This window comes from Streptomyces sp. R818, assembly GCF_056172735.1.
This window is the reverse complement of record NZ_JAOCNE010000006.1, coordinates 66,492-83,050: the sequence shown is the minus strand read 5'-3', so window position 1 is coordinate 83,050 and position 16,559 is coordinate 66,492. Positions and strand designations below refer to the sequence as shown.

At 69.5% G+C, this 16,559-nt stretch carries 26 protein-coding genes and 1 tRNA gene; 7 read left to right on the top strand and 20 right to left on the bottom strand.

What is annotated here, in order from left to right:
* Positions 1–138: 138 nt before the first annotated feature.
* The 15 genes from N5I75_RS16650 to N5I75_RS16580 all read right to left on the bottom strand — a co-directional run bounded on the left by N5I75_RS16650 (position 139) and on the right by N5I75_RS16580 (position 6,642).
* Positions 139–840 (bottom strand): DNA cytosine methyltransferase, encoded by a 702-nt coding sequence (locus N5I75_RS16650; protein WP_476678304.1) that lies wholly within the window; start codon positions 838–840, stop codon positions 139–141.
* Positions 837–1,463, bottom strand: coding sequence for a hypothetical protein (locus N5I75_RS16645; protein ID WP_476678302.1), 627 nt, complete (start codon positions 1,461–1,463; stop codon positions 837–839). Before N5I75_RS16645 ends, N5I75_RS16650 begins: the two co-directional genes overlap by 4 nt.
* Entirely contained in the window at positions 1,460–1,681 is a 222-nt protein-coding gene (locus N5I75_RS16640; RefSeq protein ID WP_476678300.1) for a hypothetical protein, read from the bottom strand. Before N5I75_RS16640 ends, N5I75_RS16645 begins: the two co-directional genes overlap by 4 nt.
* Positions 1,678–2,196, bottom strand: coding sequence for a hypothetical protein (locus tag N5I75_RS16635; RefSeq protein ID WP_476678299.1), 519 nt, complete (start codon positions 2,194–2,196; stop codon positions 1,678–1,680). Before N5I75_RS16635 ends, N5I75_RS16640 begins: the two co-directional genes overlap by 4 nt.
* The gene (locus tag N5I75_RS16630; RefSeq protein WP_476678297.1) at positions 2,193–3,104 is read right to left on the bottom strand and encodes a hypothetical protein; all 912 of its coding nucleotides are present in this window, start codon (positions 3,102–3,104) and stop codon (positions 2,193–2,195) included. The genes N5I75_RS16635 and N5I75_RS16630 overlap by 4 nt, the downstream gene beginning before the upstream one ends.
* Positions 3,101–3,988, bottom strand: coding sequence for a PD-(D/E)XK nuclease-like domain-containing protein (locus N5I75_RS16625; protein ID WP_476678295.1), 888 nt, complete (start codon positions 3,986–3,988; stop codon positions 3,101–3,103). Before N5I75_RS16625 ends, N5I75_RS16630 begins: the two co-directional genes overlap by 4 nt.
* Positions 3,985–4,290, bottom strand: coding sequence for a hypothetical protein (locus N5I75_RS16620; RefSeq protein WP_476678293.1), 306 nt, complete (start codon positions 4,288–4,290; stop codon positions 3,985–3,987). Before N5I75_RS16620 ends, N5I75_RS16625 begins: the two co-directional genes overlap by 4 nt.
* Positions 4,287–4,517 carry a hypothetical protein gene (locus tag N5I75_RS16615; RefSeq protein WP_476678291.1) on the bottom strand — a complete coding sequence of 77 codons (231 nt, stop codon included), beginning with the start codon at positions 4,515–4,517 and terminating at the stop codon, positions 4,287–4,289. The genes N5I75_RS16620 and N5I75_RS16615 overlap by 4 nt, the downstream gene beginning before the upstream one ends.
* Positions 4,510–4,776 carry a hypothetical protein gene (locus N5I75_RS16610; RefSeq protein ID WP_476678290.1) on the bottom strand — a complete coding sequence of 89 codons (267 nt, stop codon included), beginning with the start codon at positions 4,774–4,776 and terminating at the stop codon, positions 4,510–4,512. Before N5I75_RS16610 ends, N5I75_RS16615 begins: the two co-directional genes overlap by 8 nt.
* On the bottom strand, positions 4,773–5,153 hold the full coding sequence (locus tag N5I75_RS16605) for a hypothetical protein (RefSeq protein ID WP_394425522.1): 381 nt from the start codon (positions 5,151–5,153) through the stop codon (positions 4,773–4,775). The genes N5I75_RS16610 and N5I75_RS16605 overlap by 4 nt, the downstream gene beginning before the upstream one ends.
* Positions 5,150–5,284 carry a hypothetical protein gene (locus N5I75_RS16600; RefSeq protein ID WP_476678288.1) on the bottom strand — a complete coding sequence of 45 codons (135 nt, stop codon included), beginning with the start codon at positions 5,282–5,284 and terminating at the stop codon, positions 5,150–5,152. Before N5I75_RS16600 ends, N5I75_RS16605 begins: the two co-directional genes overlap by 4 nt.
* Positions 5,281–5,625: a hypothetical protein gene (locus tag N5I75_RS16595; protein WP_476678286.1), complete on the bottom strand. Its 345-nt coding sequence runs from the start codon at positions 5,623–5,625 to the stop codon at positions 5,281–5,283. The genes N5I75_RS16600 and N5I75_RS16595 overlap by 4 nt, the downstream gene beginning before the upstream one ends.
* Complete coding sequence (locus N5I75_RS16590; RefSeq protein ID WP_476678284.1) at positions 5,622–6,029, bottom strand: DUF6197 family protein; 408 nt, start codon at positions 6,027–6,029, stop codon at positions 5,622–5,624. The genes N5I75_RS16595 and N5I75_RS16590 overlap by 4 nt, the downstream gene beginning before the upstream one ends.
* A 93-nt stretch (positions 6,030–6,122) precedes the next feature.
* Positions 6,123–6,362: a hypothetical protein gene (locus N5I75_RS16585; RefSeq protein WP_476678282.1), complete on the bottom strand. Its 240-nt coding sequence runs from the start codon at positions 6,360–6,362 to the stop codon at positions 6,123–6,125.
* The gene (locus tag N5I75_RS16580) at positions 6,340–6,642 is read right to left on the bottom strand and encodes an XRE family transcriptional regulator (RefSeq protein ID WP_476678281.1); all 303 of its coding nucleotides are present in this window, start codon (positions 6,640–6,642) and stop codon (positions 6,340–6,342) included. The genes N5I75_RS16585 and N5I75_RS16580 overlap by 23 nt, the downstream gene beginning before the upstream one ends.
* A 273-nt stretch (positions 6,643–6,915) precedes the next feature.
* Between N5I75_RS16580 and N5I75_RS16575 the strand changes: the two genes are divergently transcribed.
* The 4 genes from N5I75_RS16575 (at position 6,916) to N5I75_RS16560 (ending at position 9,597) form a co-directional block, all read left to right on the top strand.
* Complete coding sequence (locus N5I75_RS16575; RefSeq protein WP_476678279.1) at positions 6,916–7,284, top strand: helix-turn-helix domain-containing protein; 369 nt, start codon at positions 6,916–6,918, stop codon at positions 7,282–7,284.
* Between the two features lie 433 nt (positions 7,285–7,717).
* Complete coding sequence (locus tag N5I75_RS16570) at positions 7,718–9,001, top strand: tyrosine-type recombinase/integrase (protein WP_476678277.1); 1,284 nt, start codon at positions 7,718–7,720, stop codon at positions 8,999–9,001.
* A gap of 81 nt (positions 9,002–9,082) precedes the next feature.
* A tRNA-OTHER gene (locus N5I75_RS16565) sits at positions 9,083–9,195 on the top strand.
* Between the two features lie 165 nt (positions 9,196–9,360).
* Positions 9,361–9,597 carry a S1 domain-containing protein gene (locus tag N5I75_RS16560; RefSeq protein ID WP_476678276.1) on the top strand — a complete coding sequence of 79 codons (237 nt, stop codon included), beginning with the start codon at positions 9,361–9,363 and terminating at the stop codon, positions 9,595–9,597.
* A 23-nt stretch (positions 9,598–9,620) separates the two neighbouring features.
* On the opposite strand, the gene N5I75_RS16555 is transcribed toward N5I75_RS16560, so the two are convergent.
* The 3 genes from N5I75_RS16555 to tgmA are packed head-to-tail and all read right to left on the bottom strand — an operon-like array spanning position 9,621 to position 12,477.
* Positions 9,621–10,859: a methyltransferase domain-containing protein gene (locus N5I75_RS16555; RefSeq protein ID WP_476678274.1), complete on the bottom strand. Its 1,239-nt coding sequence runs from the start codon at positions 10,857–10,859 to the stop codon at positions 9,621–9,623.
* Entirely contained in the window at positions 10,856–11,644 is a 789-nt protein-coding gene (locus N5I75_RS16550) for an MvdC/MvdD family ATP grasp protein (RefSeq protein WP_476678272.1), read from the bottom strand. Before N5I75_RS16550 ends, N5I75_RS16555 begins: the two co-directional genes overlap by 4 nt.
* Positions 11,641–12,477, bottom strand: a complete 837-nt coding sequence (gene tgmA / locus N5I75_RS16545; protein ID WP_476678270.1) for a putative ATP-grasp-modified RiPP — start codon at positions 12,475–12,477, stop codon at positions 11,641–11,643. Before tgmA ends, N5I75_RS16550 begins: the two co-directional genes overlap by 4 nt.
* Positions 12,478–12,540: 63 nt before the next feature.
* Between tgmA and N5I75_RS16540 the strand changes: the two genes are divergently transcribed.
* Both N5I75_RS16540 and N5I75_RS16535 read left to right on the top strand, forming a co-directional pair.
* Complete coding sequence (locus N5I75_RS16540) at positions 12,541–13,002, top strand: DNA-processing protein DprA (protein WP_476678269.1); 462 nt, start codon at positions 12,541–12,543, stop codon at positions 13,000–13,002.
* Between the two features lie 26 nt (positions 13,003–13,028).
* The gene (locus N5I75_RS16535; RefSeq protein ID WP_476678267.1) at positions 13,029–14,393 is read left to right on the top strand and encodes a hypothetical protein; all 1,365 of its coding nucleotides are present in this window, start codon (positions 13,029–13,031) and stop codon (positions 14,391–14,393) included.
* A 46-nt stretch (positions 14,394–14,439) separates the two neighbouring features.
* Here N5I75_RS16535 and N5I75_RS16530 read toward each other — a convergent pair whose 3' ends face one another.
* Together N5I75_RS16530 and N5I75_RS16525 are read right to left on the bottom strand one after the other, a co-directional pair.
* On the bottom strand, positions 14,440–14,865 hold the full coding sequence (locus N5I75_RS16530; protein WP_476678265.1) for a hypothetical protein: 426 nt from the start codon (positions 14,863–14,865) through the stop codon (positions 14,440–14,442).
* 43 nt (positions 14,866–14,908) lie between these two features.
* On the bottom strand, positions 14,909–15,514 hold the full coding sequence (locus N5I75_RS16525) for a GNAT family N-acetyltransferase (protein WP_476678263.1): 606 nt from the start codon (positions 15,512–15,514) through the stop codon (positions 14,909–14,911).
* A 136-nt stretch (positions 15,515–15,650) separates the two neighbouring features.
* On the opposite strand from N5I75_RS16525, the gene N5I75_RS16520 reads away from it, so the two are divergent.
* Complete coding sequence (locus tag N5I75_RS16520; protein ID WP_476678261.1) at positions 15,651–16,556, top strand: sugar kinase; 906 nt, start codon at positions 15,651–15,653, stop codon at positions 16,554–16,556.
* Positions 16,557–16,559: the final 3 nt, after the last annotated feature.

Genomic DNA, 16,559 nt, shown 5'->3' with positions numbered 1-16,559 from the left:
CCTTGGCGGTGGCGATGTCCTTCTTGTCGCTGTGCGGGAACATCACCTCGGGGTCGATCTCGGCGCAGGCTGCCTGCTTGCTCCAGTTGTCGGCGGCGGGGGTGGCAGGTGCGGCGATACGAAACGTGGTGCGGCGGATCATGCGGCCACCTCCAACACGCTGAGGTGCGCGGCGACCTGCTCGCCAAGGAAGCGGGTGTACGCCGGCGGGATCGCCTGGTTCAGCTCGTCCTTGGTCATCCACCCCGGGGGCACGCCCATGGCGTCCTCGGCCGCTGCCTTCGACGAGTTGCCGCCGCCGGTGACGGTGACGAACGCCGTCCACTGATCGAGCCGCCCGTAGTGCGCCTTCCGCTTGTCGTGCGTGAAGTGCAGCGGGTGCCGACCGTGCGGGCCCGGCGCGTACAGGGGGACGTTCGACTCGAAGAGCCGGTGTCGCGTGACGCGCAGGCCCGGGAACTGGGTGCCGCACAGCACGAGCGGGTTGTCGAGTGGCGCGCCCTCGACGTTCTCCATCACGTACGGCAGGCCGGACGCGACAGCCAGGGCGCGGGCCTCGGGGATGAAGTCCTCGTAGTCCCGGCCGGTGCGGTGGGAGAGGTCGCTCCACTTCCAGCACGGCGGGCTCCACGCGGTCGCGTTGAAGTTCTGGCCGATCCATTCGGCGTCGAGATCACGGAGGTCGGAGCGAATGAACGGGAAGGGGTAGTGGGGCTGCGGCTCGCGGTCGACGCCGACGACGTCGAACCCGGCGAGGTAGTAGCCGTATGAGGCGCCGCCGGCTTTGCAGCAGACGTCAAGGAGGGTGTAGCCGTTGGGTACGCGGGCGGGGAGGATCATCGGCGGGTCACCGCCTCGCGCTCCGGCCACGCGCACGCCGTGAGGGCCTGGCGGTTGAGCGCGGGCACCGCGGCGAGCGGGTCACCGAGCCAGTCCCGGGCCATGGCGTACAGGACCAGGGCGTCAGCCTCGTCGTACCGGGCCCGGCCCTCCGTGCGGACGCCGAACAGTTCGGCCGCGGCGTCACGGACGATGCCCTTCAAGACGTCGCCGCTCGCGCGCTTCCCGGTGGCCGGGTCCTTCGGCTGCGTCGTGCCGGTGACGTACTTGATCCGCTGGTCCGGTGGGACGACGGCGTACGGGATGTCGCGCTTCCACAGGTCGTGCCGGATCATCCACCGCATCGCGGAAAGCTGGTCCATGCCTGCGAACCGGGCCTTCGCGAACGCGGCGCCCTCGATGACGGCGAAGTCGGCGTGGCGGTAGAAGGTGGCGCAGCCGTCGAGTTGTTCGGCGAAGCGGCCGTGGAGGGTCTTGGCCTTGGCGCGGACGTGGTCGGTCCAGCCGTCGCCTGCGACGCCGGTGGTGCCGATGGCGACGTCGAGGGCGATGGTGAGGGGCCGGGGTCCGGCCGCGAGGGTGGCGGCCGGCGCCTCGGGGGTGAACAGGGTCGGTGCGCTCACTGGGACTCCCCGGGTGAGGTAGTGCGGCAGGTCCAGCACGTGCGGGACCCGTCGGTGTGCATGGCGTGGAGGGTGTTGCGTTGCTCGGCGGGGCACGGCGCGATCTCGTTCGCGGCGGCCTCGATGGGGCGGAGCAGCACGGGGGCGGCCGGGGTGGGTTCGGCGCGGTGCTGGCCGGTGGGGCGGATGATCTGGCGGAGGGTGCGGAGCGGGCTCATGACGGCTTCACCTCGCGGGGCTTGTCCTGTCGGGTCTGCTGCCAGTGCCGGCCGCTCTCGATGCCAGGGGTGTTGAGGCCGCAGGCGTCGTCGAGGCGGGTCTGGAGTCCGTCGGCGCGGCGGGTTTCGGCGGCGAGTGCCTTGCGGTAGCGGGCGCAGGCGCGGAGGGCCCGGTCGAGGCGGTTCTCCATGCGGGCCGCGTAGCCGTCGATGTGGGCGTACTCGCTCGAAACGACGTCCAAGCGCTGGCCGAGCTTCGCGAGAGAACCACCGCGCTGGCGAGCGATTCCCGCGCGCACGTCGGCCTGCTCCTGGAGAGCCTTGTTGCGGTTGTTGAGCCGGATGTTCGCGGCGTCGGCCTCGGCGAACTGCCGTGCTGCCGTTGCCGCCGCGACCTGGCTGGCCTTCGCGTCCTTGGCGAACTGGTCGCGTTCACCGCGCAGCCGCTCGCGGTCGGCGTTCGCCGCAGCCAGTTCCTGGACGTGGCGGTGACGGGAGACGAAAGGCCACCTCATGCGCGGGCCCCCGATCCGGGCTGCGCGGCCGTCGGCCACTCGGCCGGTTGGCCCCCGCCGTTGGCAGGCTCGGCCGTGGTCTGGTCCGCGTGCTGGCGCGTGATCTCGGCGACGGTCACGCGCTGCTGTGGGAATTCCTCCTCGACCGTCAGCTCGCCACGGCGGATCGACTCCGAGATGATCTGGAGTTGGCCGAGGTCGAGGTTCGTCCACTTCCCGGAGGCGCGGCCGGACCGGTTCTCCTCCAGCTGCTCGACGGTGACGCCGAGGCCCTCGAAGTGGCTGATGCAGTCGGCGACGCGCTGAGCGAGCGGCTTGTCGCCCTGCCCCTTCTCCAGGGTGTTGGTCGCGATCGACTTCGCTTGCTCGCGGAACCAGTCCGGCAACACACTGAAGATCATTTCCCGGAGGCGACGGGCACCGTTGTTCGAGTTGTTCTCGTACACATCCCGCGGGTCTTCCAGACGGCTGCTGCCGTAGTCCTTCGACCACCGGGCGTGCGGAACGATGAACGTGGTCGAGGCGCGCTCGTTGGTCTCCAGGTCCCACGCCCACGCCTGCATCTCGGACTCGCCGGCCGCATCGTCACGCCGCAACTCGTGTACGCCGTAGTGGATGTTCGTCCAGCAGCGGGCGAGTTCCTTCGCGAACTGAATCGTCTCGCCGGAGACGGTGCTGCCTGCGCGCGGGAACCGGAAGAAGGAGCGCACGGCGAGGGTGTGCTGGGAGAAGCCGGTGCGCATCTTCTTGACGGCCAGTGCCTCGTCACGGGGGAACTGGCGGGCCACCACGACGGCGGCCTGAACCTCGGCGACCGCGCGGGACTGCTCAACTGCTGTGCCCTGCCCGACGAAGGACGGGGCGGGCGCGGCCGGGGCGGCGAACTGCTGCTCTGCGGGGTAGTTCACAGGTACTCCAAGGTGTCGCGGGTCTCGGCCCACGGCGGCACGGCGACGGATACGACGTCGTCGCTGTAGCCGGGCCAGTAGCCGGTGGCGGTGCACTTCGCGAAGGTTTCGAGGGCGCGCCGGTTGCGGGCGGCGGCGATGCGTCGGGCCGTGGCGTTGACCTCGATCACGGTGATCACGTACGGCGGCGTCTTCTCCTGGCAGACGAAGACGAACGCGGCCGTGTCGTCGGCGATGCCGAGGGCGTGGCAGCCGGAGCGGTAGGTGTCGTCCTGCTGGTGGTAGCCGAGGTCGTCGATGACGCGGGTGAGCTTCTCGGGGTTCGCCGAGACGCACGTCTTGTAGTCGGGGATGATCAGCCGCCCGGACCGGGGGTTGGGCAGCCAGTCGAGACGCGCGCGTCGCATGACGCCGGTCTTCTCGTCCCGCCAGAACAGCGACCGTTCCGGCGTGCCGTGCTCAGGGTCGAACAGCAGGCTCGCGACGGGGTGACGGCGCAGGGCGTCGGCCATGTCGTGCACCGTCTGGTACTCGATCGGCTTCAGCGGGATCTCGCCGGCCTCGCGTGCCTCGCGGACAGCGGCCTTCGCCACGTTGGTGGTCCAGGCGTCGTGCTTGATCTTGCGGAGTTTGGGCCCGTTGCCCAGCACCAGCTTGTGGGCGGCGTTGCCGATGTCCCACACCTTCTTGGGCTGCTGCGGGTGGTCCTGCTCGTAGCGGAAGTGCGCGGGGCTGGAAGTGATGAGCGTTCGGGCTCCGCTGGAGGAGAGCGCGTACCGGTGTGAGTGGTACTCCTCGTTGGTCATGTCGTAGATGCCGGGCTCGGTGATGGGGCCGAGGCCGGCGGCCGGGGTGGTGGCCCCGGCCTGCGCGGTCGTCGTCATCGCGCACCACCAGCCACGGCGCCGAGCGCGTCAGCCTGTGCGTCGTCCGCGCCCGCCCCGATGTAGCGGACGTGGAGGGCACAGCCCCACTCCGTCAGCTCCGTGCGCGCCTCGAACGAACCAGCCGGGCCGTAGTACTCGGCCGCCCGCTTCAGCGAGTTGCCGACCCCGGTCCGTACGCAGACGGCCGTGCTCTTCGCGGACTGGCTGGAGCTGTACTCGCCCGCCAGGTGCCAGCGGTTCGGGGTCTGGCGTGCGGCAGCGGATACGGCCGCGTGGTTGATGCTGCGTGCGCGTTTCACTGGTCACCTCCGGCCGCCGGGTTGTAGGTGCGGCGGCCCTGGATGTCTGCGGTGGTGAGGAGGCCGCTGGCGGCGAGCGAGCGGAGGTCCTTGCGGGCGGTGTTCCGGCCGGTGGTGGGCCACGGGGAGCCGTCCATCAGGCCGACGGCGAGGGCGGCGGTGACGGGCCGTCCGTGCTGCTGTATGGCGGCGAGGAGGTAGCCGCGGCGGGTGACGAGTTCAGGCATCGGAGGCACCGCCGTTTCGGGTGGCGAGGAGGTAGTGGCGGTTGGTCGGGTCGTCGTGGAGGACGAGGAGGCCCTCGGTGCAGAGCTGCGCGAGGTCGCGGCGGGCGGCTACTCGCCAGTGCTCGGGCCCGTAGGTGGCGTGGTACAGGGCCGCGGCGCGGCCGGTGTTCCATTCGCCCTGGTAGGTCTTGACGGCGTGGCGGAGGACCGTGAGGCGGGCGCGACGGCCGGCGCCCAACGGGCCGTTGGGCGCGCTCACGCGGCGGCACCGCCCTCGCGCTGCGCCGGGACCACGACAGCCGGGGCCGGGGCCGCGGCGCGCAGCCGGTCGGCGAACTTCGCGGCCTTGTCCCCGTACAGCGGGATCTCGTAACCCACCGCCGAGCCGAGTCGCTCGACGAGGAGCTTCTCCGGGGCGTGCCCGTCGTACTGGCCGCTCGTCCCACGGTCCTCGGCGAACTCCAGGAGGAGGTCGAGGAGGTCGGGGTCGTCGGCGATCGTGGTGATGACGTGCTCGAAGTACGCCTCCAGGTCGAGGAAGACGCCGACGGGGACGCGCCGCAGGTAGATGGGGAACGGCTGGGTGATGGCGGGGCGGCGGAAGAGGCGGTGGAGGATCAGGCGGATGCGGTTCATCGGGCGTCGCCCTTCGGGTTCGTGTATGGGGTGAAGCCCTGGTCGGCGAGTCCGCAGACGGCGACGGCACCGAGGCCGTACGCGGCGAGCAGCGCGAGGAACAGCGGCCAGAACAGGGGCGGCGTGTTCACGACGCACCGCCGACCTGCGGGCAGCCGTCGTCATGGGCCGGGGCGCACGCGCACTTCGCACAGCCGGGGCACCACTGCTCGGGCGCCATCCCGCACTGCTTGCACGCGTCGTCGACGGTGAGGGCCTGCGTCGGGGCGAGCATCGCCGTCAGCCGGTCCGCCGAACGGTCGGCCTCCAGCTCGGCGACCCGGGCCCGCAGCCCCTCCAACTCCCGCGCCGTCTCCGGCGACATGAGCAGACCAGCCGACTCCAGAGCCAGCGCGATACCCGCCGGCGTCCGCGTCTGCTCCAACGCGGCACAGATCACCCCGGCCGCCGAGGTCACGAGCGACGCCTTCACGAGGACACCTCGCACGCGTCGCCCGCCGCCTCCAGCACCGCGACCGCGGACTCCGTGGTGCGCGACTCCTCGTCGCCCCACTCGTCCACGTGGAACGCGAGCGCCCGCTCGTCCTCCCCGTACGGGCCCGAGCCGCGGACGGTCAGCCGGTGCGCGAGCACCCGGATCGCCTCACGGGACTCGGCCGCCGACCGGTGCGGGTCGCCCGTCACCGCGCAGTTCAGCGCGGCCACGATCGACATGGGCCGCGTGGCGTGCGGGGTCCTCATCTGCCGGTCGAAACCGTCCTGGACGAAGTCGCCCTGGTGCAGTCCGTTCGCGGCGATGATCCGCGCGGCGCTGCGGAAGATCCGCGGCAGGGAGGTCGGGCTGACGGGCGGGCGTTCCGTAAGCTGTTGAGCCACGGGAGCCTCTCTTTCTGGATTGGGTAGGGGCGCCGAGTCGAGGGGTTCGCCGGGCCGGGAAGTCGGGCGGGCCCTTCGGCGCGTTCAGGGGGATCAGGCGGACGCGGGCGTCTGCTGCTCAGCGCGGGTCGCCATCCAGTCGCGGACTCGGTCCAGGTCGAAGCGCCGGCCGCGGAACGCGACGGGCTCGACCGGGCACCCGCCCTTGACCCACTCGTTGACCGTCCAGTTCGAGACGCCGTAGCGCGCCATGAGCTGGGCGGTGGTGAGCAGGGGGGCGAGTCCGGTGGGGCGGAGGGTTTCCGCTCGCTCAGCGAGGGTCTTGCTCGCCATGGGGGCTAGACCTTTCTACTGTGTCAGTTGAAACTGAGGGCATGAGGAACAGGCCTTGGAGGGGTTCGCCGAGTGCGTCGGCGGTGAGCCATGCGGTCCGGAGCCTGAACTCGTCCGTGCCGTTTTTGTCGGCGAGCTTGTACACCGTGGCCGTGCTGATCCCGCGCCCCTTGATGTCGACGCGGCGCGTGGCTGCGGCGAGTTGGGGGGCTTTGAGCCCTCGGGCAGCCATGGCTTCTCTGAGTGGCTGGCCCTTGCCCTTGCGGATCAGGTTGGTCATGGATGCACCCCGTGCCGAATTGGCTGGACTTGGCTGCCGTTCCGGCTGCCGTTGACACATTTCTACAGTGTGAGTGTCAGTGAGCGCAAGCAGGTTGGCGTGAGTTTCGGTGAGCACTGCAAGTCGGTGGCGTCGCTCGAAAGGGTGTTCTAGTCTCGGTGCATATGACATTCGCACCGGCGCGTGACGGGGAGGTTGCGCGCTGCGACTACAACCCGCCACGCTTCTACTTTCACTTGCGAAAGTAGAAGTCTGACGTGCACTCTTAAGCCCGTGGCAGACACAGAGCACCCCGCCGAGGATCTTGCGCAACTCCTCGCGCGACTCAAGGACGACTACGGCGTCAGCGATTCCGAGATCGCGCGCCGCATCGGGGTCGCCCCTGCCACCGTCAACTCCTGGGTCCACCGCAAACGCGGCACCGGGCGCGGCCCGAACCTCGACAAGCTCCGGGCACTGCATGCCGCCTTCCCCAAGTTCAGCGAGGACGAGATCTTCGCGGCCGCCGGCCGCGCGACCCCCGGACCGCTCGACGAGGAAGCCGAGGAGCGCATTCTCCGCCTGTACCGCGGCCTCACCGAGGAGCAACAGCGCGTCACCGAGATCCAGTTGAAGGCGCTCAACGAGGCCAACAAGTCCTGACCGGTCGCGCGCGTACAACCCTTTCGCTGCGTCGTGCGTCGTACTCAAGGCGCCTTACACACAGCGTGAAACCCTGGTCGCGAAGTGTGCGCTGAGTGGTCGCATATTCCACTATCAGGGGGTACGGTCGAGCACACGGCCGATGTCCTCCCCCGCGGCTCACTCTGGAAGCCTGGCGTAACGGGGGACCGTATGTGCATCCGTGTGCAGTACGCACCGCTTGACTCGCTCGTGCCGTGGGATGCGTCCCGGCAGATCATCACCGTGCCAGCACAGCTGGAGGGCGACCGGGTCCTCACCGCCGTTCGAGCGGTACTCACCGAACTCCGCATCCCCCAGCGTTCGTTGGGTGCAGTCTGCTGGTGCGGGGCGCCGGTGCGGCTCCTCGCTCAGGTACCCAACCAGCGGAAGAGCGGTGAGGTGATGAAGCGCCATGGCGTCCAGGGGAAGTAACAACCCGAGGCAGCTGCGCGAGAAGGGCTGCGGCTGCACCCTGTGCATGGAGAAGTATCCGCCGGAGGAGTACGGCGAACGCAACCGCCGTCGGGACTGCATCGGTTCGTGGCAGGCCCGGTACCGGGACCCGTCCGGGAAGCAGAAGGCCAAGCACTTCCCGATCAAGGACGGCGGAAAGAAGGCCGCCGACGCGTTCCTTGACGATGTACGCACCAAGGTCCGCAAGCGGACGTACGGCGACCCCAAGCGCGGCGAGATCACGCTCGGCGCCTGGTGGGAACTGTGGTGGGAAGCGCAGTCGACGAAGGCCGTGACGACCACGAACCGCAAGGTGTCCAACTGGAACGCGCACATCAAACCGAAGTGGGGCGACTGGCGGCTGTGCGACCTGGAGTACATCGAACTCCAGGCGTGGCTCACGAAGGAGGTGAAGGGCTACCACACCCGTAAGAAGGTGCACGAGGTGTTGAACTCGATGCTCCGGGCCGCGGTCAAGGACGGCCGGCGCATTCCGTTCAACCCGGCCGCCGACCTCGACATCGGTGAGCCGCGGGCCAAGCACCCCGACGACGTCCGTCCACCGACGCGGGAACAAGTGGCGCTCATCGTTGAGCACCTGCCGATGTACTACCGACCCTTGGTCATCTTCCTGGAGCACACCGGGATGCGGTGGGGTGAGGCGACGGGCCTGCGGTGGGAGAACGTGGACCTGGAGGCTCAGCACCTCAAGGTGAAGGAAGTGCTCAGTGACGATCACGGGCGCCTCTTCCGGAAGCCGGCGCCCAAGAGCGTCGCGGGGTTCCGCACCGTGCCGGTGACGCCACAGGCCGCCGCCGCGATGCAGACGATGGTGGACCGGTGGCGTCCGCCGAAGACGGTGACGCCCATCGGTGATGATCCGTACGTCTTGATGCCGGAGGAACTCGTCTGGCGTGGGCCGCAGGGCGGCACCCTCACTCGGCACAACTTCCATCGGGTCTGGCTGCCTGCGATCCAGGATGCGGGTCTCGCGCGGAAGGTGAAGAACCCAGAGACGGGGCGGCTGGAGTGGTGGCCGCGGGTGCACGATCTGCGGCACGTCTTCGCTACGTGGCTGAAGGATCTGGGGATCGACGAGAAGGCGACGCAGACGGTGATGGGCCACGAGCGGGGGTCGAAGGTGACGTGGCTGTACCAGCACGCGCCGGAGGATGTGGCGGCTCAGGTGCGGGCTCGGATGGCGCCAGAGTCCGAGGGTGTTCGAAACCTGAGGGCGGTATAGGGGTGGGAATCCACATGGACTCCACAACGCCCCCTCATTGAGCCTCACCGAGACTCACTGAGATTGGTTTTCCCAGGTCAGGCCCCTGTAATCGTGGGCTCACCGAGGCGCACACCCCCTCACTGAGGCTCATGATCGCTTTACGTTCTCTCCTAAAGCGGGTGTCGCAGGTTCGAATCCTGCCGGGGGCACCAGGCAAAAGGCCCCGGACCGATCATTGTCCGGGGCCTTTGACATCTAGTTCTCACCTCAACGCGGGCGGTCACGCGCTACGCACCTCGGTCTCTCGTAGCCCGCAAGGGGCCTCACCTGCCCTCCCAGCGGCGGGTCGGCAGGCGCCGAGTCCTAAGGTGCCGTCCATGGTGATTGCGACTGTCCGTGAGTGGGACGACGAGCAGGGGTGGGGCGTGCTCGACTCTCCCGAGACCCCTGGCGGCTGCTTCGGCCATTACGCCGACATCCAGGCGGCCGGCTTCCGCACCCTGTCGGCCGGACAGTTGGTCGACCTCACATGGGAAGCTCCCGGCTTCAAGCAGGACGGGTACGACTACCGCGCGGTGAGCATCGTGCCTCGAAGTGATCCATCGAACCTCTGAAGCGGGTGTCACAGGTTCGCCCATCAGTTCTGCTGTTGCCTCTGCGCTCTGCTCGGCACTACCGGCAACTGCCAGCTCGGTCCGTCCTTCGCATCCCTCAGCCACACCCGCTGTCTGTCCGCTTCGACAGTCACTCCGAACGCGGTCGCGGGTGGTGAGCCGGACGCGTGCCACAGAGTGAGGGACCGTTCGACTTCCGTCCAGAGCTGTACGGGGCCGCCCTCCCGGACCGTCCAGCCGGCGCCGTCCGGGGAGAGCACCGCGAAGGAGGCGTTCGCGGCGTCGAGGATGAACGTACGTGGGTGTTTATCAGCGTCCGACATGTCGAAGGCGCGGGCGTTCGGTAGCGCGAGTTGTGCCACGAAAGCGGGGCCGGGGCTGTGCAGCGCCTCCGGGCCGTATGCCGTCTCGCGTGTGGTGCCTTCGTCGTCGCTCGGGAGCAGGCCGAGGTTGGTCGGGGCTTGCTGTTGTCGCGCCATCATGAACGCCGGGTCCGCTGCGATGAATCGGCCCGTCGCGTTCTGTGCGTCGATGACACTCAGTCGTACCAGGCCCAGCGAGCGCAGCCAGCCGCGCAGCGTGGTCACGATGAATCCGCCCGGCTCCGTCTCGCGCAGCCATGCCCATGGGATGCCACGCACGCCCATCGTGGCGATCGTTCGCGCCGCCACGTCCTTACGGCCCGTGCCGACAAGCCCGTTGCCGACGATCAGCCGCGGGGCATAACCGCAGCGGTCGAGGGCCGCGCGGGCCCGGTCGGCGACTCCCGGGTCCGTCTCGACCGACGTGATCCTCTCGGCGCCGAACCGGTGGCACATGAGCGCGGTCGAGTAGCCGGTGCCGGTGCCGTACTCGGTGACCGTGCTGCCGTCGTCCTCGGCCGCCAGCACGTCCAGCATCTGCACGACCAATGACGGCAGTGTGGACGACGAGGTCGGTGAGGCGCCGTGGATCGGTTGCGGCTTCGACCAGTCGATGCCTCGCCCGTCGAACTGCGTGATCAGCGTCGCATCGCTGTAGATCTTGCGCAGCCATGCGTCGGTGCCGACGAGTTCGCGAGTCATCGGTACGTACGTCGTCGTGGGGGCACCGTGCGGAGTGTCTGTCGGGACGTAGAACCGTGGGGTGAACTCGTGGCGGGGTACCGCGGCGAGGGCCGCGCGCCACGCGGAACACGTCGACCATCTCTCGGTGGACAAGCGGTCGGCGAGCCCTCGTCGTAGCTCGGTGGCGGCTGGTTCGAGGGAGGAGGGGTCTGTCATCGGTGGGTGCCTCGTTCCAAGAGGTCGGCCAGCGCTGCGGTCATCGGCAGACCGGTCGGTGGTTCGAGCCATGCCCATTGGCCTGACGGGTTGCACTCGATGAAGGTCCACGTGCCGTCGTCGGAGAGAGTGAAGTCGAACGCGCCGAAGATGAGCCCGAAGTGCCGCAGGTACGCGAAGAGCGCGCGCTCGACCGGCGAGGGGACGTCGAGCCTGGAGTAGGTGTGCGTGCCGTAGTCGATGCGCCAGTCGAGCAGGCCCGAGTCGATGCGCACCGCGAACACCCGTCGGCCGATCGCACGGGCGTCGTCCGGCCGGTTCGTGATCAGCGTCGGCGGCAGAGTGAAGCCGCAGGTGGCCGCCGCGGCGAGCCCCGCCGGCTTGTACTCGGCGTCCCCGATGCGGTGCGGGTGGTTGACGTACAGGCAATCGGGGAGCGAGACGAGGACGCCGCCGAGTCCGTACCGGGCCTGGGCTGCGGCGAAGCGAGCGTCCTGGGTGTTGAGGTGCGGAAAGCTGAACCCGGATGGGCGGCGGTAGTACAGCGCTCGTACGCCGTCCAGACGAGCGGCACGGGTTTGCGTTGCGACGCTCCCCCGCCAGCCAGTCGTGCCACCGCCGATGCGGGCGGAGCAGGACAAGGTGGCGGGGAAATGGCCGCTGTCGAAGCGCACGACGGGGATGCCCCGTACGTACAGTTCGGTGATCACGAGATCGGCGGTCGGATCGTCGTCGTTCGTGACGACCGCGACCGGCCGCACGTCGTTGCCGCGGTCCTGTGTCACTGGTCGGTGTCGTTGCCGGTGTCGGTGTCGCCGCCGCCGTGGCCGTCGGGAGACGTGCCGGTCGACGGATTGGTGCCGCTGCTCGTTCCGTGACCGGGTGCGGCGACCGGGACGCCGGCCGCATCGAAGTAGCGGGCGGTCTGCGAATCCGGGTCGATCTCCACGCGTGTGTGCTGAGGCGTCCCGGAGGACGGGTACGGGATGAGCCGGCCGAGTCCCCAGGGCGGTGGCGTGAGAAGTCCCGTCGGGACGGCGGTACCCGTGGGAATGCGTTCTGCGTAGTCGAACATCGTTGACCCTCTCTGTGGTTCGGTCGAGGTGTGCGCTGTGATGGCCGTCACCTGGCTGCCCACCTCGCAATCGGCGGGCACGGTCGCCCGGAACTCGATCCAGACGGTGTATCCGGAGCCTGCGCCACGCCGTACGCCCCAGTCGTCCGCCAGGGCCGCGACGAGGAAGAGGCCGCGCCCCGTGAGGTCGTCATCAGCGGGCCATCGCACATGCGGGGCCGCGCCTTTGCCACCGCCGCCATCGCGCACCTCTACGCGCAACCGCTCAGCACTCCGCGCCACATGGACGAGGAAGCCGTCATTAGGGCGGCCGCGATCGCTGTACTTGACGGCGTTCGTGGCGAGTTCGGAGACGCAGAGCTTCGCGTCGTCGATCCGGTCTTTCGACAGCCAGCCGGAGAGACTGTCGATGACGAACGACCGCGCGTGCCCGACGGACACCGGCCGGAGGTCGAAGCGCCTTTCGTGTGGCCGCTGCATGGGCGGTCCGACCTGATGCGCTGCACGTTGCTCCGCCAGAATGGCTGCGGTGTTCGCTTCCATGCCTCGATCCCACCGCAAAGTCGCGCAACGGGGGATATGACAACCTATGACGCGGAGTGGATCATGCCTCTGACCGTGACAATCACCGGCACGCGGTCAACCGGGCACCGAGATGTCACCTGGTATGCGGCGCTCTTCGCTCGCTACATGGGCCCCTTCGCCGACAGCAGTGCGTCTCATTTCCACGTCGGCGGTGCGAAGGGGATCGACAGCCTGGCCCTCTTGTGGCTGGCCCGGAACTCGGCATCGCGGATCACGGTCGTCGTGCCGGGCGCGGTGGTGCAGCAACCGGCCGAAGCGCAGCGGGTGATGGACGAGTGCCGCGAACGGATCGCTGAGTTCGTCGAGTTGGGCGCTGCGGAGCTACGGGCCGCCGCCTATCACGCGCGGAACCGATGGATGGTCGACCGTTCAGACATGGTCATCGGGTTTCCGGCGGAAGGCCCGAAGGGTACGTCCGGGACCTGGCAGACGATCGACTACGGGGCGCATCGAGGCAAACCGCGGTTGATCGTGCCCGTCTGATCCGCTCGGGTGGGCATGATGCAGCCGTGAGCACTCACGACAGCACCCTCGGTGCGGCCACGCTCAAAAGACTCCGGCAGCGTCATGGCTGGTCCCTCCGGGACACCGCACGCGCTCTGATCGATTCCTCCGCCCAGCTCGGACAGCCACTCGACGCCGGCCTCGCCGGCGTGCAGCGATCCGTCGCCCGCTGGGAGAGCCGAACATCGCCGGTCCTGCCCAGCGAGCGCTACCAGATCCTGCTCGCGCACTTGTACGCGCGCGACGCCGACGGGCACATGGCACTCGGCCCAGGGTCGGACTTCACCGAACTGCTCGACGCGTTCGCACACCTTGGTGAAGGCGAGCGGCAGCTCGGGGAATTGCGCATCCTGTTCGCGCGTACGGCCACGGAGACAGGCGGAGGGCTGCTCGCTCTGCTCGGGCCGACTGCCCAAAGTGCTCTCGCGTCGGCGCTGGCCGATCCGGCCCGTGTGGACGAGGGGCTGATCGAGGCGCTGCGCATCGCCATCAAGCACATTGACGACCAGGTCGGAAGCGTCCCGTTCGTACGGCTTCAGCTCTGTCTCGCGCCGGTCGTCGAGTCGTGCCGACGCCTGCTCGACGACGGGCGCGGGACAGCGTCCGTCCCGGCCGCCTTCCTGCCGGACCTGCGGGCGGTCGCGGCGCATGCCTGCACTTTGGCCGGACGGTTCGCCTTCGAGACCCACGACGATCAGGCGTCGCGGTCCCTGTACACCGAGGCCACGACAGCAGCGGGGGCTACCGGCGCACCTTGGCGGCGAGCCATGGTGCACCTCAGTCACGCACTCGTGACGCTCTACTCGTCCTCGGGGCTCGATGGCGCGAGAACGCTGGTCGATGCGGCTGTGCATGACGCTCGGGCCGGGGATAGCGTGACTGTCCGCGCCCGCGCTCACGCGTTGCAGGCGGAGGTCGCCGCTCGGACCGGAACGGCGAACCACGCGAGGGCGGCGCTCGGGCTCGCCTGGTACGACATGAACAGCGACCGCGACGGCGACCCCGCGGCGGCGACCACAGACTTCGCCCCCGCTCATCTACGGGGCTTCGAAGGAGTGGCGTCGCTGTACGTCGGTGACCCGTCCGAGGCGCACGCCTACTTCGTCCGCTCAGCGGCCTCGCTGTCCGCGCCCAGGGACCGAGTACAACGCGCGATCGTGATGACTGACCAGGCAGCCGCGTGTATTCGCCTCGACGATCCGCAGGCGGCGGCTGTTCTTCTGCATGAGTGCGTCGATGCCACCGCTTCCACGGGAGGCCGCGTGGCCTCGATGCGGCTTCGGCAAGCCCGGCGCGATCTGCGGCCGTGGCGTCGTGAGGACTTCGTCACCGAGTTGGACGATCACATGCTCGACACGCTCGGCCTGTAGGGCGGGCGAGGTCCGTTGTGAGGCGGGCGAGGAGCTTGGGGCGTGGTTACGCCGTCGCGTGTGTGCGCGGGGGATTGCCGCGGCCCGATGTCGCCGCACTCACCACCGTCGAGACCACCGTCGTCGCCGCCAGGCTGCCGAGGAGGACCAGCAGGACCCCGACCCCGTACAGGCCGCTCGCGTCGTCCGACCAGTCGATGTACGCGGCGACGGTCAGGCCCGCCGTCGTGCCGATGACGGCGCCCGGCACGTAAGCGCGGGATGCCGCCCAAGCCACCGGGATCAGCAAGGTCACCACCAGGCCCAGGACCTGCCACGCCTCGTACGGGCCCGTCTCCGTGCCGTCGGCGCTGATGTCGCGGTGCTGGTCCCAGCCCAGCCAGCCGGCCCAGGCCGCTCCTGCGACCGCCGCCAGGGTCAGGGCGGAGAGGGCCTGGTGGAGTGGGGTGTGGGTGCGGGGTTCGTTGGTCATGGGGACAGGGTCGTCGGAGCGGCGCCGGGGCGCCTGAGCACGGCTACTCAGGTTTCGTACTCACCAGCGCACCCGGCGCGATCCGTACGTGGGCGTGCATGTCGTGCCAGCCGTCCGTGTGCAGCGCCGAGCTGCGCCGCGTTCCCTCCAGGTCGTACCCGGCCTTCAGGGCCACCCGGCACGACGGCTCGTTCCGTGTGGAGTGGCGTAGCTCCAGGCGGTGGAAGCCCGTTGCCCAGGCCCAGTCCGTCAGCGTGAGCAGAGCTCGCGGGGCCGCGCCCTGGCCCCTCGCCTCCGGGAGCATCCAGTAGGCGACCTCCGCGAGGCCCTCCATCAGGTCCATCTCCCGCAGCGCCATCCGGCCGAGCGGGGCGCCGTCGGACGTACGGGTCACACACCACTGGGCCGACGTTTCCTTGCCCCAGCCCTCGCTGGCCGTCCGCGCCCACTCCTCGGCCTCGGCCGGCGTCTCCATGCTGCGCGCGTGCCAGTAGCGCAGGGTCGGGTCCTGGAACGCCGCGTGGACGGCTGGCGCGTCCGACGGTTCGAAGGCGCGGAGGGTCAACTCGCCGTCCGGTGTGTGCAGGGTCGGCTGAGGGGTCGCGGCCAGCGTGCCCGGCTTGATGACCGGGGCGATCTCGATCGGCATGGGCGCATCATCGTTCCCCCGCAGACCTCCCCGCATTGGCTTTTACAGTGCTGTTGCGACATATGCACGCCTGTTGCGTTCGCACTGCTACGGTCCATGCCATGGCCAGGCACCCTCGCTCACCGAAGGAGTCCGCATGACCGGTACCGCCGTCGTCTGCCTCGGCGAGACCATGGCGCAGGTCGGGCCCGTCGACGGGCTGCCCCTCGAACACAGCCGCGCGCTGCGGCTCGCCGTCGCCGGGGCCGAGTCGACCGTCGCCCAGTACCTCGCCGATCTCGGACACCAGGTCGCCTGGGTCAGCCGCGTCGGGGACGATCCGTTCGGGCGGCGGGTCGTGGCGGCCGTCAGGGCCCGGGGGGTCGATGTGAGCGGGGTCGTCGTCGATCCCGGCGCGCCGACCGGCGTGTACTTCAAGGACCCCGGGCCCGACGGCACCCGCGTGCACTACTACCGCGCCGGGTCCGCCGCCTCCCGCATGCCCGCCGACGACGCCGACCGCGTGGACCTGGAAGGCGTCCGGCTACTGCACCTCACCGGGATCACGCCCGCACTGTCCGAGGGGTGTGCCGCCCTCATACGTACGGTGATGGAGCGGGCCCGACGCAGCGGCACCCTTGTCTCCTTCGACGTCAACTACCGTCCGACGTTGTGGGGTTCAACCCGGGACGCCGCCACCACCCTCCTCGAACTGGCCCGCCTCGCCGACCTCGTACTCGTCGGCCGCGACGAAGCCGAAGCCCTTTGGGGCACTTCCACCGCCGACGGCATCCGCGACCATCTCAAGCCCCGCGGCAACCTCGTCGTCAAGGACGGAGACATAGGCGCCACCGAGTACAGCGGCGACGAAACGCATTTCGTCGCCGCCCCCGTCGTGGACGTCGTCGAAGTCGTCGGCGCCGGGGACGCCTTCGCCGCCGGGTACCTCAGCGGGCTGCTGAACGGTGCCGGGCCGCGCGAACGGCTCGCCCTCGGTCACCGGCTCGCCGGGCGCACCCTGCGCAGCATCGAGGACTACGTGCCCGTGACCGAAAGGGGCTGACCC